The following is a 23,695-nucleotide window of genomic DNA, read 5'->3' on the forward strand; positions in this document are numbered from 1 at the left end:
AGGTAGAGTATGGAGTTACAATTTTTAGGAACTGGAGCAGGGCAACCCTCAAAGAAACGTAATGTATCAAGCATCGCTTTGAAAATGCTTGATGAAATTAATGAAATTTGGTTATTTGATGTGGGAGAAGCCACACAGCATCAAATTTTACGAACAAATATTAGATTGCGTAAAGTCACAAAAATATTCATTTCCCACAATCATGGTGATCATATTTTCGGCTTGCCTGGATTGCTGGCAACAAGATCATTTCAAGGAGATGTTGGTCCCATTACCATTTATGGACCTGCAGGTCTAGAGCAATTTGTTAGAACAGCTTTAAAAATTTCACGTACAAAAATTAGCTATCCTATTAAGTTTGTTGTTTTAGAAAATGGAGGATTAATTTTTCAACAGAATGGTTTTAGAGTATATGCAGAAAAATTAGCCCATCGAGTACCTAGTTTTGGCTATCGAGTGGTTGAAGATGATCGTCCGGGAGAACTTTTAATGGATAAATTAGCGCAATATAATGTACCTAATGGGCCTTTACTTGGTAAACTTAAAAATGGTGAAAAAATTGTTCTAGATAATGGTACTATATTAGATGGAAATGATTTTTTGGGCCCTAACAAAAAAGGTAGAATTATTACTATTATTTATGATACACGTGCTACTCCTGCAATAGCACAACTAGCACAGAATGCGGATGTTTTGGTGCATGAATCTACTTTTGCCGGTAATGAGGCAGATTTAGCTCATTCATATTACCATTCTACGGCAGTTGAAGCCGCGAAGGTTGCACGTGATAATAATGTTAAACGTTTATATTTAAATCATATTTCTGCTAGATATTTAGGAGCTAAAGCCAAAAAGCTGGAAAATCAGGCACAAAAGATATTTGCAAATACAAGATTAGCTAATGATTTTGACCGAATTGTAATTCCGATGAAAGGAGAAAAAGATGAGTGATTCTCTTAGAAATAAAGTGGTTGTAATAACAGGAGCTTCAAGTGGGATAGGCCATTCTATCGCATTGGAAAGTGCTGGCAGAGGAGCAACAGTTATTTTAATTGCCAGAAATAAGGCAAAGCTGGAAAAGGTAGCTTCTGAAGCACATGAGTTGTCAGGAGCTGACTCTTATACTATAGTGACTGACATGAGTCAAAGCGACCAGATAGATGCTGCTTTTACTAAAATTATTAATTTAACTAAGCATGTTGACTATTTAGTTAATTGCGCAGGCTTTGGCAAATTTGAAAATTTTGTAGAGTCAAACCGTCGTGAAGTTACAGCCATGTTTCAAGTTAATGTTTTAGGATTAATGTATTTTAGCCGCTTAGTTGGTCGACTAATGATGGAACAAAAATCCGGACAAATTATTAATATTGGTTCAATAGCAGGTAAAGTTCCTACTGTAAAGTCAGCTGCATATAGTGCATCAAAAGCAGCTGTTATTCAATTTTCGAATGTTTTGCGTTTGGAACTAAAACCATTTGGAGTTAAGGTCATGACGGTTAATCCCGGACCGGTTTATACAAATTTCTTTAATATTGCTGATAAGAGTGGGCATTATGCTGAAAGCGTACAAAAATTTGTCCTGGATCCGGATGATGTTGCCTGGCAAGTGGTTCATTTCTTTGGTAGTAATAAACGTGAGCTCAATTTACCAGTTAGTTTAGCAATTTTGGCTAAATTATATAACCTGTTCCCAACGATAGGTGATGAATTATCGCTGAAGTTTGCCTCAAGAAAGTAGTGCAGAGTATGAAAAGTAAAACAAAACAGATTAAGCTCATCTTTACATTGATTTTAACCTTACTGGCTGTAATTTTCGTTGTTTTAAATACGAATAATGTCGCCATTAATTTTGGCTTATTTCAGTTCAAATTGCCTTTGATCATTATTTTAGTATTGATGATAATTATCGGAGTTCTAATTGGTTATTTTTGGGGTTCTTATGGTCATAATCAAGACAAGAATAACTAATATAGCTTGATTTATTTGGGATACAATAGTATCATTAACAAACGTGAAGTATTTTGGGTACTTTTAAGTAACCTAAAATCGTAATTCTACAAAAAAGGAGATCAGTTAAATGGCAGTTCCTAAAAGACATACTTCTAAGCAAAAGAAACGTTCACGTCGTGGTCATATTAAGTTAACTGTACCAGCAATGCATTATGATGCAACCACTGGTGAATATCGCTTAAGCCACCGCGTTTCACCTAAAGGATATTACAAGGGTCGTCAAGTTGTTAGTCAAACTAACTCAAATGACAATCAATAATTAAAAGACACCAAAAAACAGGTGTCTTTTTTTATTCTAAAAATTAGGCAATTCCCCGTCTAGGAAGAGGAAAAGGTGAAATGAAACTCGTATTCTTGCATTCAAGTGATATTCATGGCTTTATTGTTCCCACGGACTATCAAGAAAAAAATAGTTATGCTGCTCCTTTTGGATTAAGCAGACTGAGCAGCATAATAAAGCAGCAGCGAAATAAATATGGTGCTGAAAATGTAATTGTGACTGATTCAGGTGACTGTCTTCAAGGCTCGCCTTTAGCGGCTTATGTACATGAGTCGAATAGTGATGCCAATTTAAAAGCATTTGCAGATTGCTATAATCTCATCGGGTACGATGTCAGATGTTTAGGCAATCATGACTTTAATTTTGGATTAGGCTATTTAAAAAAATATTTAGCTTATAGTAAAGCTACTTTTTTAAATAGCAATATATTGGCTGAAAAAAATGATCTGCCGGCCTTTGGACAAGATTATATCATTATCAATAAAAACGGTATAAAGGTGGGAATTATTGGTATTACTACACAGCGGGTACCGTTTTGGGAGCCAGCAGACCACGTTGCAGGGTTAAAATTTAAATCTGCTTTTGAGCAGGTTAAGCAAATAACAGCTTTTTTAAGGCCTAAAGTCGATGTCCTGGCTGTGCTTTATCATGGCGGTTTTGAAGCAGATCTTCACACAGGAACACGCAAGGAGCCACAAACAGGAGAAAATGAAGGATATCGTATTTTACAGGAAATTCCTGATATTGATGTAATGCTGACAGGGCATCAGCATCGAAGACTAAATATCGTAGACCATAAAACTGCCATTGTACAACCAGGTTATCGTGGAGAATCTGTTGGTAAAATAGTGTTGGATATCGACCAGCGAAGCAAGGAAATAAAAGCAATGTCTACTGAATTGATTGACTCTCAAAACTATGAATCTGATTGTGAAATTAATGCTTCCAGTTTGTCACTGGAACAGAAGGCACAAAAATGGCTTGACCAGCCAATTGCTTATTTAGATGAACCTGCTCTTATTTTAAATGCTGATGAAGCTAGGATTAAGGGTTCACCGTTTATTAATTTATTGCAGGATATGCAATTATATTTTACAAAGGCTGATGTCTCAGCAACAGCTTTGATGAGTGAAACAGCTCAAGGATTTAATAAAAATGTTTCAATGCGTGATATTTTGCTAAATTATCCTTTTGCTAATCAATTATGTATAGTTAAAGTAACCGGGAAAGAACTACGCAATATTGTCGAATATCCACTAAAATTTTTAATTAAGGATAAAAGGGGCAAAATTATGTTTGACCCTCAGTATCGCAATCAGCTTTTTAATTTTGATGTTTTTTACCCGCTTAATTATGAAGCGGATGTTCTGAGACCTGTTGGGAGTCGCTTAACTAAGTTTGAATTAAACGGGCAACCAATTTTAGAGCAAAAAAAGTATCGTTTGGCCGTTAATAATTATCGTGCTATGGGCGGTGGCTTCTACCCTGATTACAATATTAATAAGATTGAAAAAATTCTGGATAAAGATTATGTGGAAATGTTCAAAGAATTTTTGACTAAAAATCATCCAAAGATTAATTTGTCACACAATTATAGTTTTAAGTAAATAAAAAAGTCATTAGGTGAGAGCTAATGACTTTTTTATTTACTTAAGTTTAGAATACTTACTTTTGTCTTTATGAGAATGTGCCGTGATTGTGGGGATAATGGCTGCAAATAACAGACCAAAAATCAAACCAACAACAGCAGCTTCACTTAGATTAAAAACATGTTGGGTTAGAGGAGCGGCAATAAAACCTACAATTAACATGTAAACAACGCTCCAGCAAATAGTTACGATATAACGACCCATAGCGTTTCCTTCTTTCATACCTTTGAATTTTAACAAATATTATGCGCGTTTTCAATCCAAAAGACGGCTTTTTGGTATACTTATTTATATGGAAGGTGAACTGAATATGAAATACGCTGCATTGCAAAACCTTAGCTCTTTTACCCTTTTAGATAGTCCGATAAAAATTAAAGATTTGCTGACTACTGCAAAGGAATTAGGATATGAAGCTGTAAGCTTAACTGATATTAACGTGACCTATGGATTAGTTAATTTTTTTGAAGTGGCCCAAAAAGTTGGGATTAAACCACTTTTAGGGATGCAATTAAGGCTAAATGGATTAATTGACAGTGCTCACCAATATGATCTTATCGCTTTAGCAAAGACTGATGAGGGTTATCGAAATATCTTGCGTTTATCAAGTAGAATTAACCTTTTGACAGACAACGGTAATAAGCAAAAAATTTTAACTATTGCGGATTTGACCAAGGATTTAAATGATTTGATATTTATTATACCGGCAAATTTGCATAGTGAGTTATTAAACTTGCAGATGCAGAATGAAAGTTTAGGAACAGATTTTTTGCGTCATTTAATTAGCATAATACCTAAATCTAGTTCCTTATATATCGGAGTTTATGGCAGTGAAAGACAAAAAAATTACATACAATATGTCAGAGCGCTATCAAAACAGTTTGATTTACCACTAGTTAGCGTTGAGGATACCTGTTATTTAAAACCTCGCGATCAGTTTTTACGTAAAACTTTACAAGCTATAAAAAAAGGTGAAGTTTTGCAAGATATCACAGATTTAGCTAAACAATCTGGCTCACATTATTTGCCTGCTATTGAGGAATTGAGCGAACGCTATCATAAATTAGGTTTAGATGAAGCTTTAGAAAACACAGAAAAAATCGCCTCTGTCTGCAATGCTAAAATTATATTTCAAACTCCAGTTTTGCCGAAATATAAACAGGATCAATATTCAACTTCCAAGGATTTTCTGCAATTTTTGGCTAAAAAGGGTTTACAAAATCGTTTTGGTCAACGTAAAGTTCCCGCTGATTATCAAAAACAGCTAAATTATGAATTACAAGTAATAGATCAAATGGGCTTTAACGATTACTTTTTGATTGTTTGGGATGTTGTAAACTACTGCCATCGAGTTGGAATTGCGATGGGTCCAGGCAGAGGATCAGCTTGTGGCTCGTTAGTTTCCTATTCTTTAAATATCACAGAGGTTGATCCAATTAAATATAACTTGCTATTTGAGCGTTTTTTAAATCCTGCCAGACACGAAATGCCAGATATTGATTTGGATATACCAGATAATCGTCGTGATGATGTCATAAAATATATGTTTAATAAATACGGCATGGATCATGCTGCTCAGATTCTCACGTTTGGGACTTTGGCAGCTAAGCAGGTTTTGCGAGATACTGGCAGAGTATTTGGTCTTCAAGAAATGCAATTAAGTGAGTGGTCTAAAAGCGTGCCTTTCGCAAAAGGCAAAATAAGTCTGGCTCAGGCTTATAAAGAATCCAAAAAAATGCAAACGTTGGTGAATGCAAATGACATGAACAAGTTGCTTTATGAAACGGCAAGTGGATTAGAAGGCCTGCCACGCCACTATTCAATCCATGCTGCCGGTTTAGTTCTTAGCGATAATTCTATTGCCGCCATTGCCGGCTTGCAATCAGGACAATTGGGAATACCGATAACTCAGCAAACCAAAAAATATGTAGAATCACTGGGATTATTAAAAATAGATTTTTTGGGCTTAAGAAATTTGACTATTCTTGGTGATACGGAGAAAATGATCCGCGAGCAAGGAAAAAAGATCGATGTTAATCAGATCCCTCTAAATGATCCTGCTACTTTAAGTATTTTTCAAAAGGGTGAGACAGAACTCGTCTTTCAATTTGAATCAGGTGGAATTCGCAATGTTCTGCGTGAATTGCATCCAGATAATTTTGAAGATTTGGTAGCAGTCAACGCACTTTATCGTCCAGGTCCAATGCAGAATATCAAAACTTTTATTGCACGCAAAAAAGGCACCCAAAAAGTCACATACCCTGATCCCAGCTTAAAACCAATTTTGTCTTCAACATATGGTGTTTTGGTTTACCAAGAACAAGTTATGCAAACTGCCCGTGTTCTTGCTGGCTTTTCTTTAGGAGAAGCCGACATTTTACGCAGGGCAATGTCAAAAAAAGATCAAAAGGTTATTGAACAGGAAAAATCTAAATTTATCAACGGTGCAGTAAAAAACGGTAAGACTGTTCAGGTTGCGACCCGTGTATATGACTATATTGAGCAATTCGCCAATTATGGTTTCAACCGTTCACATGCTGTTGCTTATACGATGATCGCATTTTGGCTCGCATACTTACAAGTTCATTATCCAGCTGAATTTTATGCCTCTATGCTTAATTCTAATATTGGCAATCAAAATAAGGCGAATGAATATATAATGCGCGCTCAAGAGGATGGCGTAAAAATTTTGCCACCTGACATTAACAAAAGTGATTTAGCTTATCAGGTAATTGATGGGCGTATTTTAGTTGGATTACGTGCAATTAAAGGGGTTAGAATAGATTTTCTTAAAGAAATAATTGCAAAGCGTCAAGCGAAATCTTTTGATTCTCTTAGCAATTTTTTACGTCAGATTGATGTCAAATTTATTAAAGCTAATAGCATTACAAATGTGGTTGAATCTTTAATCAAATCTGGTTGTTTTGACCAACTTAACAAAAACCGGAACGAATTGTTACAGAATTGTCCTGAAATAATTGAAAATGTTAAATTGACGGGGGAAAATCTCGCTTTGTCAGAAGGGCTAGGTGGCGTTCCTATTAAGCCCGCTAAAGAACCTAACAAACAAGAATTGGCTTTGATGGAAGAAAAAACTTTAGGTTTTTCTACACTCACTTCTCCATTAATTACAGTTCAAAAATATGCTCAGAAGTTTAATGCTAAACCATTAAATGAGTTTCAAATTCATGACGGTGGAATAGCTGTTGGCAAACTGATGTCATTAAAACTTGTGAGGACCAAAAAGGGTCAAACAATGGCTTTTGGCAGTTTTGCTGACACAACCAGTAAGCAGGATATTGTAATTTTTCCTCATGTTTATGATAAAATTCAATCGAATTTAAAGGAGGGTAATATTTATTTATTAGGCGTTAAAGTTCAGAATGATCGTTTCGACTCAAGTAAAAAACAATATATTTTAACTAATTTAAAAGTTGTAAATTTAAAAGAGTAGAGTTTTTTGAGTAAGCGTGAACAAATTGCTGATGTTAACGCTAACATCGAAAAAGACTGTCAAATCAAGAACTTTAATCATTTTTTGTGAGATTTTTTCGTGAAAGAATGTTAAAATTTAGTGGATGTGAGAAATTACACAATAAATCTTGATGAGGTGAATTCATGAAGCGAATTGGAATTTTAACGAGCGGTGGCGATGCTCCTGGCATGAATGCAGCTGTTAGGGCTGTTACAAAAACTGCTATTCATCACGGACTTGGCGTTGTTGGTATTCGTTATGGTTATGCCGGGCTTGTAGCAGGTGACTTTGTTACTTTGACTGCTGAAAATGTTGATCATATGATCAACATGGGCGGTACTTTTCTTTATAGTGCCCGTTACCCTGAGTTTGCACAAAAAGAAGTGCAAGAAAAAGGGGTTGAGCAATTAAAAAAGCATGATATTGATACTGTAATTGTTATAGGCGGTGATGGTTCTTATCATGGTGCACTGGCATTGACTCGTTTAGGGATTAACTCTATTGGTTTGCCAGGAACAATTGATAATGATATTCCATACACTGATTATACTATCGGACTTGACACTGCCTGCAATACGGCAATGCAAGCCATTGATAGAATTCGTGATACTGCCAGCAGTCATCATCGTGTTTTTGTCGTTAATGTTATGGGTCGTAATTGTGGCGACATTGCTATGCGTGTTGGTTTGGCAAGTGGTGCTGATGCAATTGTTGTTCCAGAAAGAAGTTATGACATTAAAGCAATTGCTGAAAGATTAAAGCGCGGTTTTAAAGATGGCAAAGATAATGGTATTATCATATTGGCTGAAGGTGTCATGGATGCCGCTGATTTTAGAACAGAACTTCTAAAATACGGAGAATTCGATTGCAGGGCTAATGTAATTGGTCACATGCAGCGCGGTGGCGCGCCAACGGTTACTGATAGGATTAATGCTACAAAAATGGGAAATTATGCGGTTAAGTTACTTCTTGATGGTAAAGGCGGTTTAGCTGTCGGCATGGAGAATGGACAATTAGAAACCCATGATATTCTTGATCTTTTTGATGAAAAGCATGCCAGTGAAGAATCGTTAATTGATATTAATGAAGAAATGACTAAATAATTAGTCGATTTTGGGGAGATTTTTAAATAATGAAGAAAACTAAAATTGTTAGTACCTTAGGGCCAGCTTCAAATGATATTGAAACTATTACAGCTTTGGCCAAGTCAGGCGTAAATGTATTTCGTTTCAACTTTTCACATGGTGACCATGCTGAGCATCTTTCACGGATGAAAATGGTTCGTCAAGTTGAAAAAGAAACTGGCTTAGTACTTGGTATTGCATTGGATACCAAAGGTGCTGAGATTAGAACCACTGATCAAGAAGGTGGCAAATTTACCATTAATACTGGAGATCAAATTCGTGTGTCGATGGATGATTCTAAGCCTGGTAACAAGGACATGATTCACGTTACTTACGAAGGTCTTTATGGTGATACTCACGTTGGTGGTCACGTTTTAATTGATGATGGTTTAGTTGACTTATTAATTAAAGAAAAAGACGAAGAAAAGAAAGAATTAGTTTGTGAAGCTCAAAATACAGGTGTTATCGGTTCTAAGAAGGGTGTTAATGCACCCGGTGTCGAAATTCGCCTCCCAGGAATTACTGAAAAAGACACTGATGACATCAAGTTTGGTTTAGCCCATGGCATTAACTTTATCTTTGCTTCGTTTGCACGTAAGGCGCAAGACATTCTTGATATTCGTAAGCTTTGTGAAGATGCTGGCTGTGATTATGTTAAGATTTATCCTAAGATTGAATCACAAGAAGGTATTGATAATGCAGATGAAATCTTACAAGTTTCAGATGGTTTAATGGTAGCCCGTGGTGACATGGGTGTCGAAATTCCGTTTATTGATGTGCCATTTGTTCAAAAAGATTTAATCAAGAGGGCAAACGCACTTGGTAAGCCTGTTATTACTGCTACTCAAATGCTTGACTCAATGCAAGAAAATCCTCGCCCAACTCGTGCTGAAGTTTCCGATGTTGCTAATGCAGTTCTCGATGGTACTGATGCAACTATGCTTTCTGGTGAATCAGCTAATGGTTTGTACCCAGTTAAAGCTGTTTCTGCTATGGCCGAAATTGATGAAAGAACTGAACAAGAGCTTCTTAAGCGCAATACTCTAGCTCTTCAAAGATTTGAAGAATATAAGGGCTCGAATGTTACTGAAGCTATTGGCGAATCTGTTGTACGGACAGCCCAAGAATTAGGAGTTAAGACTATTATTACGGCTACTAATTCTGGTTATACTGCTAGAATGATTTCTAAGTACCGTCCAAACGCAAACATCTTGGCATTAACTTTTGATGAAAAGATCCAACATTCACTTGGTATTTCTTGGGGTGTTCAGCCCATGCTGACTGATAAACCAGCTTCTACTGATGATATGTTTGATGTAGCAGCTAGAGTTGCTAAAGAACAAGGTTATGTTAAAGACGGCGATTTGGTCATTATCGTTGCTGGTGTTCCTGTTGGTGATTCAGGTACAACTAACTTAATGAAACTACAGATCATCGGTAGCAAATTGGCTCAGGGACTTGGTGTTGGCAATGGTTCTGTTGTCGGTAAGACAGTTGTTGTTAATAGTGCCGAAGAAGCTATTAGCAAAGCCAAAGAAGGCGACATTTTAGTTGCTAAGACAACTGATCCTGATTACATGCCGGCAATTAAGAAGGCATCAGGTTTAGTTGTTGAAGCCTCGGGCTTAACTTCACACGCGGCTGTTGTTGGTTTGTCATTAGGAATTCCAGTTGTAGTTGGAGTTACTGATGCAACTGAAAAGATTGGCAGTGGTATTACTATTACTGTTGATGCTCGTCGTGGTGCTATTTATCAAGGCGAAGTTTCAAATCTTTAATTAAAGCAAGAATTAAAATAGCCAGTGCTTAATACTGGCTATTTTTGTTTGGTTTAGAATTTAGAGAAATCAGTAGTAAATTTAGATTGACTAATGTCAATTTAATCTTTTAAAATGATATACTTGTTATCAGATCCCATTCTAGATTTAGGAGAAAAATCATGCTTGGCACAATTGCAACTGGAAAAATAATAGACCAAAACGAAGAATCTTTTTTTGTTCAAATTGACGGTATTACTTATGAACTGAAAAGAAAAGAAATTACACAGGAGGAAAAGCCACAGCTCGGAGATCAAATCAAGGGATTCTTATATGATGATAAGCAACATAATCGTGAAATGACGCAATTTTTACCCTTTGTTCAACAAGACCAATATGGCTGGAGCAAAGTTACCGAAGTTAAATATAACCTAGGTGTCTTTGTCGATATTGGCTTGCCAGATAAAGATGTCGTAATTTCAATGGATGACTTACCTTATGACAGAGAGCGTTGGCCCCAACCTGAAGATCAGCTTTTGGTTCATCTTGAAACAGATGAAAAAAATCGTATTTGGGCAAAATTGGCGGATGAAAATATTTTTGAACAGTTGGCAGCTCATTTTCCTGGTGATATGAAGAATAAAGATATTTTTGGTACTGTATATTCTGCTCGTGAAGTAGGTGCATTTATAATCACCAAGGAGTATTATTTAGGCTTCGTTCATCCATCACAAATGGCACGTCCTTTGCGTTTGGGAGAACAATTCAGAGGCAGGGTGGTTGGTATCAGCCAATATGGTCGCTTGAATCTGAGTACTTTGCCACGAGCTTTTGAGGAAATTGATGAAGATGCACAAATGATTTTAATGAGTTTGCGTAGAAAGAAAGATAAGACTTTGCCTTTTTACGATAAATCTGACGCACAGGAAATAAAAAATTATTTTGGTATCTCCAAATCGGCCTTTAAGAGAGCTTTAGGACACTTGCTTAAAGCTAAATATATAAAAGAAGACAAAAATGCTGGTTCCATCTCATTATTAAAAGATCCAGAAGATGCCCAAAATGACTAATTTATCAGAACAAGTTGAAGATTATTTAAGATATAGTCAGGTTGAACGTGGCCTGAGTAATAACACAATTACAGCATACAGACAGGATCTAACTTCATTTATATGTTTTCTCCAAAAGGAAAATTTAACTTCCTGGCCTACTCAAGCTGTTGACATCGATGCTTTTTTGGCAGAACAACGCGATCAAAAAAAGGCCACAAGTTCTATTAGCCGCTTAATTACTAGTTTGCGTAAGTTCTACCAGTGGCTGGTAAGACAGAATATTCAAAAGCTCAATCCAATGCTTGAAATAGATTCACCTAAAAAGCGTCGTACTTTGCCAGTCGCTTTGACAGTTAATGAAGTTAATAATTTGCTTGAGCAACCTGATACAAAAAAGAAATTAGGTTTGCGTGATAGAGCCTTACTTGAAACTTTGTATGCAACTGGAATTAGAGTAAGCGAATTAATTAATCTCAAGTTTACTGATTTGCATGAAGAACTGAAACTGGTCAAAGTTTTTGGCAAGGGATCAAAAGAGCGATTAATTCCAATTAGCGAAGTAGCTTTAAGTTGGATAGACAGCTATAAGGAAAAAGTTCGTGATCCATTAATATTAAAAATTGGCAAAAACACTGATTTTATTTTTCTTAATAGCAGGGGAGGTTCTTTAACAAGACAAGCCGTTTGGCAAATTATTAAGCATTATTGTAAAATGGCTGGTATTCAAAAAAATGTTACTCCACATACTTTAAGACATACTTTTGCAACACATTTATTGGAAAATGGGGCAGATTTACGTGTTGTCCAAGAAATTTTGGGACATTCAGATATTAGTACAACTCAAATTTATACAAATTTGTCCCAGAAACATATTTTACAAGTTTATGAAAAAACGCATCCTCGAACATAAGGTGATTAAATGCTAATTGAATGTAAAAATGATAAAGAAAAGGTAGCTATGGGCTTATTATCTTATCTCTCTGATTTTAAAAATCTGGCTAATCTCAAGGATGAAATTCAATTAAATAAAAGTAGTGCCGAGTTTTGCTTATATCTCTATCGTTCAAAGGCTCCTAATTTTATAGGGGTGGTAGGTACACAATCAAGTAAACATTTTGTAATCATTCGTTATATTTCTTTTGCTCCTGATTATCGTAAAGCTAAGTACGAAGCTAAAGCAGTTCAAGAGCTGGCACAAAATAATCCCAGCAAAGTCATTACGGCTGTTCCTGAATATATTTATTTAATTAAGTATTTAAAAAAGGATAAAGAAAAATGAGCGATAATCTTACCCTTGAACTGCCTAACTTTGAAGGCCCTTTGGATCTGCTGTTACATTTAATAAAAGTGCAAAAAATTGACATTTATGACATTCCAATAGCTCAAATTACAAGCCAATATCTAGCTTATTTGCACCAAATGCAAAAACTTAATTTAAAAATTGCAGGAGAATATTTTGTTATGTCATCGATGCTTTTGCGAATTAAGTCTCAGTCTCTTCTTCCGCAAAATGATTTTACTGAAGAAAATGATGAACAGGAAGATCCAAGGGATGAATTAGTGCAGCAGCTTATCACTTATTCGGTTTTTAAAAAAGTTTCAGCATACTTCAAAAAGCGTAATGAAGAAGTCCCGATTACTGCGGCTAAAGAGGAGAGCGCACCAGAAAGCAAAAAAATTCAGCCTTTGCCAAAAGGACAAATTACTTCTACTGAATTAGCTAATACTTTTATTATTATTTTACAAAGACTGAAAATCAGACAGCCAGATATTGTTTCAGTTGAAGTAAAGGAAACTTCCGTCAAAGAGATGAGTACTTTCTTGCAAGAGGAATTGGCGCGAAACAAGCAGTTAAGCTTTTTTGACTGTTGTCAAAAAATGAAAACTTTATCTGATGTTATTGGTTTGTTCCTAGCACTGCTTGAACTTTGTAAAAAACAGGAAATTCGGGTAAAACAAAAGAGGATGTTTGGTGACCTGAACTTGGAAAGAGTTGGTAGTAATGATAAGTAAAATGGCGCAGTTAGAAGCGTTATTATATGTTGCCGGCGATAATGGCATTGAAAGCAGCAACTTATGTGAACTTTTGCAGGTTGGTAAACCTGCATTGCGCGAACTAAGCAAAAATTTGCAAGAAAAACTACAAAAAAATCCTGATTCAGGATTACAAATACAACATCTCAATGATATTTACAAATTGACAACTAGACCAGAAGTTAGTAGAACAATCGAAAATTTTTTTCAAAAAGATTTATCAAAGAGCTTAAGTCAGTCGGCGTTGGAAATACTATCTATTATTGCTTATCGGCAGCCAATTACACGTGTAGAAATAGATGACATCAGAGGCGTAAATTCATCTGGGGCTTTGCAAACGTTAATCTGGCGTGGATTAGTTAAAATTAATGGTAAAAAAGATGCTCCGGGTCATCCTAATTTATACGTAACGAGTGAATATTTTTTGCAATACTTTGGGTACCAAAGTCTGGCTGATTTACCATTAATAGAAGATTTCGAAGATGATAGCATCAATAGTGAAGGCGAAATAGATTTGTTTGCAGCTAAAGGTCAAGCAGATAAAAATATTGCAAAAACTCAAAAAGGAGCAAAATAATGGTTTTAGAACGGTTGCAAAAGGTAATTGCTGAGGCAGGAATTGCCTCACGGCGCAAGGCTGAAAAAATGATTTCTGAAGGTCGAGTCACTGTTGATGGCAATGTAGTAACTAAACTTGGTACTAAAGTGGATACTTTTAGTAATATTACGGTTGATGGTGAGCCCATTGAAAGAGAAAGTTTGCATACTTATCTCTTTTACAAGCCTAGAGGAGTGGTCTCAACTGCAAATGATGATAAGGGGAGAAAAACAGTTGTCGATTATTTTAAAGATTTGCCTTATCGCCTATATCCAATCGGCAGACTAGACTATGATACTTCTGGTTTGCTTTTAATGACTAATGATGGTGAACTGGCCAATTTATTGATGCATCCGCGAAACAATGTAGCCAAGGTTTATGTTGCCAAGATTTCTGGAATCCTCACCCCAGATGAAATCAGTCAGCTGAAGCATGGAGTCAAAATTGATCGACATCGCTGTGCCCCTGCAAAGGTCAAGATCATTAGAAGCGACCATAAGAAAAACAACCAAATAGTGCAATTAACAATTCATGAAGGTCAATATCATCAAGTAAAAAGAATGTTCAAGGCAGTTCACCATCAAGTGAAGAAATTAGCTCGTGAAAAATACGCTTTTCTTACACTTGACTCTCTTATCTCAGGAACATACCGAGAATTATCTCATGAAGAAGTTGACAGATTAAAGAACGTAGATTAGTATAGTATGTGAAATTTAATAAATAAGTTTGTTGTCTTCATGGCAGGGTGTAAGTCCCGACCGGTGGTGTAAGTCCACGACCCACGAAAGTGGTGGAATCTATTGAGATACCGATAGTTAGAGTCTAGATGAAAGAAGACAGACTAAACTAAAAGCCAAGATCTAAAGCTTACTTTTACTCGGTCTGTTGCTGGGAGCAACAGACCGAGTTTTTTTGGAGGTAAGAATTTTGCAGAAAAAAAGCAGAAACAATTTAGTTAATATTTTGGCTTATACTTTAATTGGTACAATTGCCTACGTATTAATGCTTTTGGAAATACCATTGCCGATAACTAGTTTCTTAAAGTTTGACTTCTCGGATGTCGTAATTACAATTGGGACATTTTTATTCGGACCAGGACCAGGTATTTTTATTGCATTTGTCAGAATGCTGATTAATTTAATTTATAAAGGTTTTGCTTTACCTAGTTTGGTAGGACAGTCAGCAGCTTTTTTAGCTTCAATATCTTTTGCTTTACCATTTTATTATTTAACAAAGAATATTAGCAAGGATGAGAAAAATTTTTCTAAAAAATATTTAAAACCAATTTTAGGTATTGTTCTCGGTATTATAGCTATGGCATTTGTACTTTCTGTACTGAATGCATTGGTTTTAACGCCTTTTTATGCAGTAACTACTGTACCTAATTTACCGACAATACATGGATATTCTGGTTTACTTTCTTTTACTGAAAAGGTTTACTTGGGTAAACTGCTACATATTCCATCAATGAGTGCATACATTTTTGGCATTATAGTTCCATTTAACTTGTTAAAAGGAACAATCAACGGTGTCGTAGTTTATTTACTATTTGAAACTGTACTGAGAACTTTTAAACCTTTTGTAAGGAAAAATTTTAATCTTAAAAATTAAATCTTAAAAATATTGTAAATCGGTCTAGTAAATGACCGATTTTTTTGTCCACTTAAATGTTAAATATGCTAAAATTAAACAGGTTAGGTAAGGAGGTTTTTCAGATGAATAATAACTCAAAAGGGCCATATCAGCATTATAAGCGTCCAAAAAAGTCGAGAGTAGAAACTTATTCTTCCGTATCAAAAGGCTGGATTGCTTTGATAATTCTGATTGTAGTTATTCTTATCGGTCTTGTTCCTGTGGTTCATAATTTGGCATCAAACAATGGTTCAAATGAAAAAGCAGTTGAAGTACGTAAAGCTGCCAAAAAAGAAGATACTAAGAAAAAAGATACTAATAAAAAGGCTACGGTTCAGCCTGTAAAAAGTAAAGAAACCAAAGCCAAGGCTAAACCAAAGACAAAATCATCTAAAAAAACTCCAAAAAAGCCTAAAAAGAAACATGTTGTGATTAAACAATATGTCGTACAAGAAGGGGATTCCTTAACTAGTATTGCCAGCCATTTTAACATTTCAGTTGGCCAATTGGCAGAGTTGAATCAACTTGATCCCAATAGCCAGGTGGATACAGGACAAACTTTACGAATTAGATAATTTAGAAAGGACAGGGACTTAAGTCCCTTTTTTATTGGAATGCAAATAGCAATTGATGGTCCAGCTTCAGCTGGAAAAAGTACTGTAGCAAAAATTATCGCCCATAAGCTTAATTTTACATATATTGATACGGGGGCAATGTATCGGGCTTCGACTTGGATTGCACGAGAAAATAACATTGATTACGGCAATGAAAAAGGTATTTTAACTGCCATTGACCATGAAAAAATTGAATTTAAATTTAAAAATGGTCAGCAAAAAATATATGCCGGTAATAAAGATATTACTCAAGAAATACGTACTCCTGATATTTCTGCCAATGTTTCTCAAGTTTCGGCATTAGCCGGAATCAGGGAAAAAATGGTCAGTCTGCAAAGGCAAATGGCCGGCGAAATGAACGTTGTGATGGATGGACGTGATATTGGAACTACTGTTTTGCCCAACGCTGCAGTAAAAATATTTTTGGTCGCTTCAGTTCACTCTCGCGCTGAAAGAAGAATGATAGATTTTAAAGAAAGAGGAATTAAAACTAATCAGTCTCTTGAAGAAATTGAGCACGACATTTCAGAGAGAGATTACAAAGACTCACACCGAAAAATTTCACCATTAAAAAAAGCCCAAGATGCTATTGAAATAGACACTACTTCTATGAGTGTTGATCAAGTCGTAAATGTAATTTTATCAGAAATTAAAAAAAGTCAAAAAAAACTATAAAAAAGGGTATAAAACAGTAGAAAAATATCAAACTTTCATTTAAAATTAGAGTATGATATTGGGAGGTAAATAATGTCAGAAAACAGTAATCAATTTTTAGATGCATTAAAGCAAATGCAAGGAGTTGAGGTCGGAGATATTGTAGATGTTGAAGTATTAGACGTTGAAGAAGGTCAAATCGATGTTGGTGTTGAAAATGCCGGTATTGAAGGTGTAATTCCTCGTCGTGAATACACTTCGGATCGCAACGTTGACCTACGTGAGGCAGTTAAGCCTGGAGATAAGCTTAAAGCTTTAGTTTTAAGAAAAGCCGGCGGTGACAAAGAAAATGGTGAATTTTTCTTCTCAGTTACTCGCTTAAAGGAAAGAGAAGCTTACGATGAATTGCAAAAGGACTTTGAAGAAGGCAAGACAATTGAAGGTACAGTAACTTCTTCAGTTCGTGGCGGTTTATTAGTTGATGTGGGTACAAGAGGATTTCTACCTGCTTCATTGATTTCAAATCGTTATGTTTCAGACCTTAAGCCATTTATTGGTAAAACGATGAAACTCAAGATTACGGAGATTGATCCAAGTAAGAACCGTTTGATTCTCTCTCACAAAGACTTAATTGAAGAAGAACGTGAAGAAGCTTTTGATAATGTTGCATCACAATTAGTTGTGGGTGACGTTGTTGAAGGTAAGGTTTCTCGTCTGACTAACTTTGGTGCTTTTGTTGATGTAGGCGGTGTGGACGGTTTAGTTCATATATCCGAGATTTCATATAAACATGTTGACAAGCCAAGCGATGTTTTAAAGGCAGGTCAAGATGTAAAAGTTAAAGTAATTGGTATTGATGATGATAGACATCGCATCTCCCTTTCAATTAAGCAAACTGAACCTTCTCCATTCGAACAAGCTACAGCTGACTTACACGAAGGCGATGTATTTGAAGGTGAAGTTAAGTCTTTAACTAACTTCGGAGCTTTTGTTGAAGTTGCTGATGGTATTCAAGGTTTAGTTCATGTTTCAGAAATATCATATAAACACGTAGACAAGCCTAGTGATGTTTTAAAAGTTGGTCAAAAAGTTAAAGTAAAAGTTTTAAATATTGACCCTAATGAACGTCGCATTTCACTTTCTATGAAAGCTGCTGAACCTAAGAACTCTGATGGCGAGGGAAATCGCTCACATAATTCTTACAATCACAATTCAGTTAACAAGAAGTATATGAATAATGATGACAGTGGCTTTGCTTTAGGTGACATCATTGGTGATCAATTAAAGGATCGTCATTAAATTTAATAAAAAAGCCGACTTTAGAGTCGGTTTTTTTATTTGTAAAAGGAGGCTGAAAAATGGTTTTACCTGTAGTTGCAATTGTAGGACAGCCTAATGTTGGTAAATCAACGCTTTTCAACCGTATTATTAATCAACGTTTAGCAATAGTGGAAGATAAACCTGGGGTTACCAGAGATCGTAATTATGCTCCAGCTGAGTGGTTAGGTCATAAATTTGATTTAATAGATACTGGTGGAATTACCTGGGAAGATAGTAATATTGAAGAAGAAATCAGAGCACAGGCAGAAATAGCAATTGAAGAAGCCGACGTCATCCTATTTTTAACTAATGTTACAAATCATGTTACTAACCTCGATGAACGCATAGCTCAGATGCTTTATCAAACTAAAAAACCGGTAATTTTAGCGGTTAACAAAGCAGATAATCCTGAACAGCGTATGGACATTTATGACTTTTATAGTTTAGGTTTTGGTGATCCGATTCCAATTTCGAGTGTGCATGGTACAGGTATTGGAGATTTGCTGGATCAAATAGTGGCCAGCTTGCCCAAAGACATAAGCTTGAATAATAATGAGCAAATATCATTTAGTGTTATTGGTCGACCAAATGTAGGTAAATCCTCAATTGTCAATCGTCTAGTAGGCGAAAAAAGAGTGATCGTAAATAACGAAGAAGGAACTACCCGAGATGCAGTCGATACTCCATTTAAAACCCAGGATGGCACGAAATTCAGAATTGTAGATACTGCTGGCATAAGACGTAGAGGAAAAGTTTACGAAAAAACTGAAAAATATTCTGTAATGAGAGCAATGGGTGCCATTGAGCATTCTAATGTTGTATGTTTGGTACTTGACGCAAGTACAGGCATTAGGGAGCAGGATAAACATGTTGCAGGATATGCTCATGATGCTGGGCGAGGCATCATTATTTTAGCCAATAAATGGGATTTACCAAAGAAAACCAGTAATAGCGGCAAGGACTTTGAACAAACTATTCGAACTGAATTTCAGTATCTTGACTATGCTCCAATCTTGTTTGTTTCTGCTAAAACTGGTCAAAATATAGAAAAGATTCCGAAACTAGTACAAAAAGTTTATCGAAATCAACAACAAAGAATTAAGTCCAGTGTATTAAACGATTTATTATTAGAAGCAAGCAAATTGGTTCCAACACCAATGATCAAAGGCAAGAGATTACGAGTTTATTATATGACCCAGGTATCTACTAATCCGCCGACATTTGTAGTTTTCGTAAATGATCCTGAATTAATGCATTTTTCTTATCAACGCTTTTTGATCAATCAGCTACGTGAAAATTTTGATTTTGATGGAACCCCCATTAAGATAATTGCACGAAAAAGAAAATAGTTTGTATCTACCAAATGCATAAAAATCACATTTTTAGTTTAAATTGCTTGTTGTATCAGGGGTTTTGTGCTATTTTGAAATCAAGGAAATAGTGATTTAAATAATCATTTATTCCTTGTTTCTCAATTGAGGAATTAATTAGGAATCTTAAAATAAGATTCAAGTTTCAGGAGGTGATTTCCCAATGGCAAATAAGGCAGAATTAGTCACTGAAGTTGCATCAAAGACAAAATTAACTAAAAAGGATGCAGCTGCAGCAGTTGATGCAATTTTTAGTTCTATCCAAGATGACCTTTCTAAAGGTAAGAAAGTACAATTGATTGGTTTTGGAACTTTTGAAGTGCGTAAGCGTGCAGCCCGTAAAGGACGTAATCCACAAACTGGCAAAGAAATTCAAATTCCAGCAAGTGTTGTACCAGCATTTAGACCCGGTAAAGCTCTTAAAGAAGCTGTTAAATAGCTTAATAGTTTTATCTAAAAAGATGGTGGCTAATTCGCCATCATCTTTTTGTGTGTTATCATTTAAACTGATTAAGTTGGGTAATATAGATAGTTAGTAATGGAGGAATAAGAATGAGCTACTCTGAAAAGCTTCTTGATGCAATTGAGCAGCAGGATTTTTCTCAAGAAAAAATATTATTAGAAAAAGCTTTAGAAAAGGATAAACCTGAAATATTAGCCTCATTGGCAGAAAATCTAGTAGGATTGGGTTTTTCAGATCTGGCGAAAGAAATATATCGCAGTTTAATTGCTCGTTTTCCCCGAGAGGACATTTTCAAAATATATTTAGCAGAGATTTTATTAAATGACGGTAAAGATGAAGATGGTCTTACTCTGCTTTATAATATTGCTCCTGATTCTTCCTCTTATCTTGACAGCTTATTAGTTCAAGCTGATTATTATCAAACCAATGGGTTGATTGAAACAGCCTATAAAAAACTGCTAGAGGCAGAAAAAATTGCCCCAGATGAGGATGTTGTAAAGTTCGGTTTGGCTGAACTCGATTATCTCAGTGGTAACTACGAACAGGCTCTTAACAGATATCAAGATTTGATAAAACGACATAAAACTTTTAGTGAAGTAAATTTAAACGATCGTCTTTTTCAAACCCTTGCAAAATTAGGACGGTATGAAGAGGCCGGTGAAGTTATTGCCAAAAATGGCAATGATATTCTTGACATTGATAGTAAATATCAGGCTGCATTAGTCATGTTAGCATTGAACAAAGACGATCAGGCAATTAAATATTTGAATGAAGTAATTGATCAGAGTCCCGATTATGTAAATGCATACCGTTTACTTACTACAGCTTACGAGCATAAAAACAATAATGAGCAGGAATTACGTTCTGCTCAGGCAGGTATTGCATACAATGAGTTAGATCCTGTTTTGTACAAAAAGGGTGCGCAGGCAGCAGTTAAATTGAACGAATTGGATACTGCTGAAAACTTGCTAAAAAAAGGTATTAAAAATATTCCTGAAAGTTTAGATTTACGCACACAGTTGTCTAATCTTTATGTTAAAGAAAATAAAAATGATGAAAATATTGCACTTTTTGCCAAAGTTGACGATGAGGATCTGGAAGCTCAAGTTCACTGGAATTTAGCTCTTTCTTACCAAAATTTAGATCAGAGCGCAAAAGCCAAAAGTGAATTTTTACTGGCTTATCCTGAATTTAAAAATAACAGTGCTTTTTTAAAACAAATGATTCGTTTCTTCAATACTGAGCCAAACTCAAAAGATATTGTCAAAGAATTATTAAACTCTTATTTGAAACTCGAACCTGAGGATACTGAAATGCAGGAGTTGAATAATGAATTGTTATAATGATTAAAACAATATATACTTTGATGAAAAAGAAAGTTTTTACGCTTCATTTTTATTATTTATAAGTTTAACAGGGTAATAAATCAAATTAGATTTATTACCCTGTTGTTTTTATCAGCTCTCACCAAATTAGCTTGATGGGAAGAATCATTTTCTAATCAAAAGGTGATGGCTTTTTTGTTTATAAGTAAAACCCTCTCCTAAGACTTCATGGACTTCGATAACGCTAACAAAAGCATGAGGATCTTCTGCAGCAATCAGTTCTTTTACTAATGGAATTTCTCTTGGTGAAACAACAAGATAGATTACAGGTCGTTTGGTTTGTTTATAACCACCGCGAGCTTCAAGATAAGTAAAACCACGATCTAATTTCAAATCTATCATTTTAGCAATTTGTTGATAATTATCAGAGATAATAAGCAGACCACGTGCAGAATAGGCTCCTTGCTGGACGGCATCCATAACTTTAGAAAGAATAAATGCAGCTACTAAGGTATACATAATATGCTTGAGGTCTAAATATGATAAGGATGATAATAAAATAATCGTGTCGCAGAACAATAAAACTTTGCCAGAAGACATGCCATACTTCATTTGCATAATGCGGGCAATAATATCTGTGCCACCAGAAGTGCCATTATACCGAAAAACTAAACCCAAGCCTATACCAGAAAGGGTTCCAGCAAGTATGGCAGATAAGAAGAGGTCGTGTTCTAAGTTCAATTGATATATAATAGGGGTTAAGCGCCAGAACCACAAGAAAAATGACAGCCAAAGAGTTCCCCAGATAGTATAGGCTAAAAGTCTTTTACCCATAAAACGATATCCTAGAATTATCAAAGGAATATTTAATAGCAAAGACGACAAACCCATGTTAATGCCCCAGAAGTGTCTCAAAAGCAAAGTAATGCCACTAATACCACCATCTGTAAGCCTATTTGGTGCGGAGATCACGTCAAGGCTGAAGCCATAAATCCCACAGCCAATCATGATCATTATAAGTTCAAAAATAATTCTTTTGTTAATCTTTTTCATGATAATAAAACTTTCTTTATATAAATTGATACTTTAAAATTACCATAAATTAAAAATAAAAACACAGATAAATGAGTTGAGATAATAATGATAAAAATAAACAATTTACCACCAATTTTTACAGCCGCTTTTCCCGTGCTCAAGCAGTTAGAGCAAGCTGGTTATGAAGCATATTTTGTAGGAGGATCGATTCGCGATTTGATTTTAAAAAGACCGATTCACGACATAGATATTGCTACCAGTGCATATCCCGCAGAAGTAAAAAGAATTTTTCCAAAAACTATTGATACAGGAATTAAACATGGTACTGTTACTGTTTTAAATGATGGCGCTAGTTATGAAATTACCACATTTAGAACAGAATCGGGTTATCAAGACTTTCGCCGACCGGATCACGTCACTTTTGTACAAAATCTAGCTGAAGATTTAAAAAGACGTGATTTTACTATCAATGCATTGGCAATGAACAGAACGGGGGAAATAATTGATCTTTTCAATGGCTTGGGGGATTTGCAAAAACATCTTATTAAAGCCGTAGGAGATCCCATGAAAAGATTTCATGAAGATGCTTTGCGGATGATGAGAGCGGTACGCTTCATGAGCCAGCTTAATTTTGACCTTGAATCTAAAACTAAAGAGGCAGTAAGTGATTTACATCAATTACTATCCAAAATTTCTGTCGAAAGAATCCGTGATGAATTTGTCAAGATGGGCACTGGAACAAATTCCCGAGCTGCCTTCAAAATCTTTTTACAAACTAAGTTAAGTGAAAGCGTGCCTGATTTTGCTGGTAAAAGTGATTTACTGGCAATTTATCCTAAGTTAAAATTTAACCCCAGTTTGGAAACCAGTCTTTGGTCTATAATTATTATTTTGCTAAAAATTTCAGATAACCAAATAGCCCGCTTTATGCGTGATTGGAAAAATTCAAATGCTATGACAGAAAAAGTTAGAAAAATTGTGGCTCTGTTTGATTTGATTTCTGAAAAATCGCCTTCTGATCTTGAGCTGTTTAATGCCGGTAAAGATATTTTGCTTAACACAATAGACGTGGCGCATATTTTAGGACAGCCGGTCAATTCCGAAGCATTGGTTGATCGCTATACAGCTTTGCCAATTAAGTCAATGTCAGAATTGGCTATTGACGGTCAATTCTTGATTGCAAACGGCATAAAGCCTGGACCAAAATTGGGTCAAATTCTTAATCAAATTAAACAAAAGGTAATTTCAGGAGAGTTAGATAATTCTGAGGATGAAATCCAGGATTATTTGCAACAAATAAATTAAC

General features: G+C 35.5%; 24 protein-coding genes and 1 riboswitch. Of the genes, 22 read left to right on the top strand and 2 right to left on the bottom strand.

Features of this window, described 5'->3' with window-relative positions:
* The first annotated feature begins 9 nt into the window (after positions 1 to 9).
* From rnz to LDM90_RS03595, 5 genes are all read left to right on the top strand, one after another.
* Complete coding sequence (gene rnz / locus LDM90_RS03575) at positions 10 to 951, top strand: ribonuclease Z (protein ID WP_187154752.1); 942 nt, start codon at positions 10 to 12, stop codon at positions 949 to 951.
* The gene (locus LDM90_RS03580) at positions 944 to 1,738 is read left to right on the top strand and encodes an SDR family NAD(P)-dependent oxidoreductase (protein ID WP_198211771.1); all 795 of its coding nucleotides are present in this window, start codon (positions 944 to 946) and stop codon (positions 1,736 to 1,738) included. Before rnz ends, LDM90_RS03580 begins: the two co-directional genes overlap by 8 nt.
* A gap of 8 nt (positions 1,739 to 1,746) precedes the next feature.
* On the top strand, positions 1,747 to 1,968 hold the full coding sequence (locus tag LDM90_RS03585; protein ID WP_034979276.1) for a lipopolysaccharide assembly protein LapA domain-containing protein: 222 nt from the start codon (positions 1,747 to 1,749) through the stop codon (positions 1,966 to 1,968).
* A 109-nt stretch (positions 1,969 to 2,077) separates the two neighbouring features.
* Positions 2,078 to 2,269 carry a 50S ribosomal protein L32 gene (gene rpmF, locus LDM90_RS03590; protein WP_034979275.1) on the top strand — a complete coding sequence of 64 codons (192 nt, stop codon included), beginning with the start codon at positions 2,078 to 2,080 and terminating at the stop codon, positions 2,267 to 2,269.
* Positions 2,270 to 2,349: 80 nt separating this feature from the next.
* Positions 2,350 to 3,897: a bifunctional metallophosphatase/5'-nucleotidase gene (locus tag LDM90_RS03595; protein ID WP_223896606.1), complete on the top strand. Its 1,548-nt coding sequence runs from the start codon at positions 2,350 to 2,352 to the stop codon at positions 3,895 to 3,897.
* Between the two features lie 39 nt (positions 3,898 to 3,936).
* Here the strand turns inward: LDM90_RS03595 and LDM90_RS03600 are convergent, their stop codons facing one another.
* On the bottom strand, positions 3,937 to 4,143 hold the full coding sequence (locus LDM90_RS03600; protein ID WP_198179312.1) for a YjzD family protein: 207 nt from the start codon (positions 4,141 to 4,143) through the stop codon (positions 3,937 to 3,939).
* A gap of 106 nt (positions 4,144 to 4,249) precedes the next feature.
* Here LDM90_RS03600 and LDM90_RS03605 point away from each other — a divergent pair, with 106 nt between their 5' ends.
* From LDM90_RS03605 to LDM90_RS03680, 16 genes are all read left to right on the top strand, one after another.
* A complete protein-coding gene (locus LDM90_RS03605; protein WP_223896605.1) occupies positions 4,250 to 7,390 on the top strand; it encodes a DNA polymerase III subunit alpha in 3,141 nt (1,046 codons plus the stop codon).
* A gap of 164 nt (positions 7,391 to 7,554) precedes the next feature.
* Positions 7,555 to 8,514, top strand: coding sequence for a 6-phosphofructokinase (gene pfkA / locus LDM90_RS03610; RefSeq protein WP_034979264.1), 960 nt, complete (start codon positions 7,555 to 7,557; stop codon positions 8,512 to 8,514).
* 29 nt (positions 8,515 to 8,543) lie between these two features.
* On the top strand, positions 8,544 to 10,313 hold the full coding sequence (pyk, locus tag LDM90_RS03615; protein ID WP_034979262.1) for a pyruvate kinase: 1,770 nt from the start codon (positions 8,544 to 8,546) through the stop codon (positions 10,311 to 10,313).
* Positions 10,314 to 10,474: 161 nt separating this feature from the next.
* Positions 10,475 to 11,362: a CvfB family protein gene (locus LDM90_RS03620; RefSeq protein ID WP_223896604.1), complete on the top strand. Its 888-nt coding sequence runs from the start codon at positions 10,475 to 10,477 to the stop codon at positions 11,360 to 11,362.
* Complete coding sequence (gene xerD / locus LDM90_RS03625) at positions 11,355 to 12,254, top strand: site-specific tyrosine recombinase XerD (protein ID WP_223896603.1); 900 nt, start codon at positions 11,355 to 11,357, stop codon at positions 12,252 to 12,254. The genes LDM90_RS03620 and xerD overlap by 8 nt, the downstream gene beginning before the upstream one ends.
* Positions 12,255 to 12,263: 9 nt before the next feature.
* Positions 12,264 to 12,623 (top strand): hypothetical protein, encoded by a 360-nt coding sequence (locus LDM90_RS03630; protein ID WP_034979255.1) that lies wholly within the window; start codon positions 12,264 to 12,266, stop codon positions 12,621 to 12,623.
* Positions 12,620 to 13,357, top strand: a complete 738-nt coding sequence (locus LDM90_RS03635) for a segregation and condensation protein A (RefSeq protein ID WP_223896602.1) — start codon at positions 12,620 to 12,622, stop codon at positions 13,355 to 13,357. The genes LDM90_RS03630 and LDM90_RS03635 overlap by 4 nt, the downstream gene beginning before the upstream one ends.
* Complete coding sequence (gene scpB, locus LDM90_RS03640) at positions 13,347 to 13,955, top strand: SMC-Scp complex subunit ScpB (RefSeq protein WP_198211778.1); 609 nt, start codon at positions 13,347 to 13,349, stop codon at positions 13,953 to 13,955. The genes LDM90_RS03635 and scpB overlap by 11 nt, the downstream gene beginning before the upstream one ends.
* Complete coding sequence (locus LDM90_RS03645; protein ID WP_198211779.1) at positions 13,955 to 14,674, top strand: pseudouridine synthase; 720 nt, start codon at positions 13,955 to 13,957, stop codon at positions 14,672 to 14,674. Before scpB ends, LDM90_RS03645 begins: the two co-directional genes overlap by 1 nt.
* Positions 14,675 to 14,703: 29 nt before the next feature.
* A riboswitch (FMN riboswitch) is annotated at positions 14,704 to 14,818 on the top strand.
* A gap of 82 nt (positions 14,819 to 14,900) precedes the next feature.
* Positions 14,901 to 15,587, top strand: a complete 687-nt coding sequence (locus LDM90_RS03650; RefSeq protein ID WP_223896639.1) for an ECF transporter S component — start codon at positions 14,901 to 14,903, stop codon at positions 15,585 to 15,587.
* A 104-nt stretch (positions 15,588 to 15,691) separates the two neighbouring features.
* Positions 15,692 to 16,183 carry a LysM peptidoglycan-binding domain-containing protein gene (locus LDM90_RS03655; RefSeq protein ID WP_223896601.1) on the top strand — a complete coding sequence of 164 codons (492 nt, stop codon included), beginning with the start codon at positions 15,692 to 15,694 and terminating at the stop codon, positions 16,181 to 16,183.
* Between the two features lie 39 nt (positions 16,184 to 16,222).
* Positions 16,223 to 16,897 (top strand): (d)CMP kinase, encoded by a 675-nt coding sequence (gene cmk / locus LDM90_RS03660; protein WP_223896600.1) that lies wholly within the window; start codon positions 16,223 to 16,225, stop codon positions 16,895 to 16,897.
* Positions 16,898 to 16,969: 72 nt separating this feature from the next.
* Positions 16,970 to 18,175, top strand: a complete 1,206-nt coding sequence (rpsA, locus tag LDM90_RS03665; RefSeq protein WP_045928051.1) for a 30S ribosomal protein S1 — start codon at positions 16,970 to 16,972, stop codon at positions 18,173 to 18,175.
* Positions 18,176 to 18,234: 59 nt separating this feature from the next.
* Complete coding sequence (der, locus tag LDM90_RS03670; RefSeq protein ID WP_198211782.1) at positions 18,235 to 19,545, top strand: ribosome biogenesis GTPase Der; 1,311 nt, start codon at positions 18,235 to 18,237, stop codon at positions 19,543 to 19,545.
* Between the two features lie 184 nt (positions 19,546 to 19,729).
* The gene (gene hbs, locus LDM90_RS03675; protein WP_034979230.1) at positions 19,730 to 20,005 is read left to right on the top strand and encodes a non-specific DNA-binding protein Hbs; all 276 of its coding nucleotides are present in this window, start codon (positions 19,730 to 19,732) and stop codon (positions 20,003 to 20,005) included.
* Between the two features lie 113 nt (positions 20,006 to 20,118).
* The gene (locus LDM90_RS03680) at positions 20,119 to 21,372 is read left to right on the top strand and encodes a tetratricopeptide repeat protein (RefSeq protein ID WP_223896599.1); all 1,254 of its coding nucleotides are present in this window, start codon (positions 20,119 to 20,121) and stop codon (positions 21,370 to 21,372) included.
* A 147-nt stretch (positions 21,373 to 21,519) separates the two neighbouring features.
* Here LDM90_RS03680 and LDM90_RS03685 read toward each other — a convergent pair whose 3' ends face one another.
* The gene (locus LDM90_RS03685) at positions 21,520 to 22,407 is read right to left on the bottom strand and encodes a YitT family protein (protein WP_223896598.1); all 888 of its coding nucleotides are present in this window, start codon (positions 22,405 to 22,407) and stop codon (positions 21,520 to 21,522) included.
* An 87-nt stretch (positions 22,408 to 22,494) separates the two neighbouring features.
* Here LDM90_RS03685 and LDM90_RS03690 point away from each other — a divergent pair, with 87 nt between their 5' ends.
* On the top strand, positions 22,495 to 23,694 hold the full coding sequence (locus LDM90_RS03690) for a CCA tRNA nucleotidyltransferase (RefSeq protein ID WP_223896597.1): 1,200 nt from the start codon (positions 22,495 to 22,497) through the stop codon (positions 23,692 to 23,694).
* Position 23,695: the final 1 nt, after the last annotated feature.

Origin of the sequence: Lactobacillus huangpiensis, from assembly GCF_019972815.1 — a bacterium.
Lineage (GTDB): Bacteria > Bacillota > Bacilli > Lactobacillales > Lactobacillaceae > Lactobacillus > Lactobacillus huangpiensis.

What these genes read in the sequence shown, in the direction of transcription:
- rnz (WP_187154752.1), top strand. Translation starts at nt 10, where the DNA reads ATGGAGTTACAATTTTTAGGAACTGGAGCAGGGCAACCCTCAAAGAAA.
- LDM90_RS03580 (WP_198211771.1), top strand. Translation starts at nt 944, where the DNA reads ATGAGTGATTCTCTTAGAAATAAAGTGGTTGTAATAACAGGAGCTTCA.
- LDM90_RS03585 (WP_034979276.1), top strand. Translation starts at nt 1,747, where the DNA reads ATGAAAAGTAAAACAAAACAGATTAAGCTCATCTTTACATTGATTTTA.
- rpmF (WP_034979275.1), top strand. Translation starts at nt 2,078, where the DNA reads ATGGCAGTTCCTAAAAGACATACTTCTAAGCAAAAGAAACGTTCACGT.
- LDM90_RS03595 (WP_223896606.1), top strand. Translation starts at nt 2,350, where the DNA reads ATGAAACTCGTATTCTTGCATTCAAGTGATATTCATGGCTTTATTGTT.
- LDM90_RS03600 (WP_198179312.1), bottom strand. Translation starts at nt 4,143, where the DNA reads ATGGGTCGTTATATCGTAACTATTTGCTGGAGCGTTGTTTACATGTTA.
- LDM90_RS03605 (WP_223896605.1), top strand. Translation starts at nt 4,250, where the DNA reads ATGAAATACGCTGCATTGCAAAACCTTAGCTCTTTTACCCTTTTAGAT.
- pfkA (WP_034979264.1), top strand. Translation starts at nt 7,555, where the DNA reads ATGAAGCGAATTGGAATTTTAACGAGCGGTGGCGATGCTCCTGGCATG.
- pyk (WP_034979262.1), top strand. Translation starts at nt 8,544, where the DNA reads ATGAAGAAAACTAAAATTGTTAGTACCTTAGGGCCAGCTTCAAATGAT.
- LDM90_RS03620 (WP_223896604.1), top strand. Translation starts at nt 10,475, where the DNA reads ATGCTTGGCACAATTGCAACTGGAAAAATAATAGACCAAAACGAAGAA.
- xerD (WP_223896603.1), top strand. Translation starts at nt 11,355, where the DNA reads ATGACTAATTTATCAGAACAAGTTGAAGATTATTTAAGATATAGTCAG.
- LDM90_RS03630 (WP_034979255.1), top strand. Translation starts at nt 12,264, where the DNA reads ATGCTAATTGAATGTAAAAATGATAAAGAAAAGGTAGCTATGGGCTTA.
- LDM90_RS03635 (WP_223896602.1), top strand. Translation starts at nt 12,620, where the DNA reads ATGAGCGATAATCTTACCCTTGAACTGCCTAACTTTGAAGGCCCTTTG.
- scpB (WP_198211778.1), top strand. Translation starts at nt 13,347, where the DNA reads ATGATAAGTAAAATGGCGCAGTTAGAAGCGTTATTATATGTTGCCGGC.
- LDM90_RS03645 (WP_198211779.1), top strand. Translation starts at nt 13,955, where the DNA reads ATGGTTTTAGAACGGTTGCAAAAGGTAATTGCTGAGGCAGGAATTGCC.
- LDM90_RS03655 (WP_223896601.1), top strand. Translation starts at nt 15,692, where the DNA reads ATGAATAATAACTCAAAAGGGCCATATCAGCATTATAAGCGTCCAAAA.
- cmk (WP_223896600.1), top strand. Translation starts at nt 16,223, where the DNA reads ATGCAAATAGCAATTGATGGTCCAGCTTCAGCTGGAAAAAGTACTGTA.
- rpsA (WP_045928051.1), top strand. Translation starts at nt 16,970, where the DNA reads ATGTCAGAAAACAGTAATCAATTTTTAGATGCATTAAAGCAAATGCAA.
- der (WP_198211782.1), top strand. Translation starts at nt 18,235, where the DNA reads ATGGTTTTACCTGTAGTTGCAATTGTAGGACAGCCTAATGTTGGTAAA.
- hbs (WP_034979230.1), top strand. Translation starts at nt 19,730, where the DNA reads ATGGCAAATAAGGCAGAATTAGTCACTGAAGTTGCATCAAAGACAAAA.
- LDM90_RS03680 (WP_223896599.1), top strand. Translation starts at nt 20,119, where the DNA reads ATGAGCTACTCTGAAAAGCTTCTTGATGCAATTGAGCAGCAGGATTTT.
- LDM90_RS03685 (WP_223896598.1), bottom strand. Translation starts at nt 22,407, where the DNA reads ATGAAAAAGATTAACAAAAGAATTATTTTTGAACTTATAATGATCATG.
- LDM90_RS03690 (WP_223896597.1), top strand. Translation starts at nt 22,495, where the DNA reads ATGATAAAAATAAACAATTTACCACCAATTTTTACAGCCGCTTTTCCC.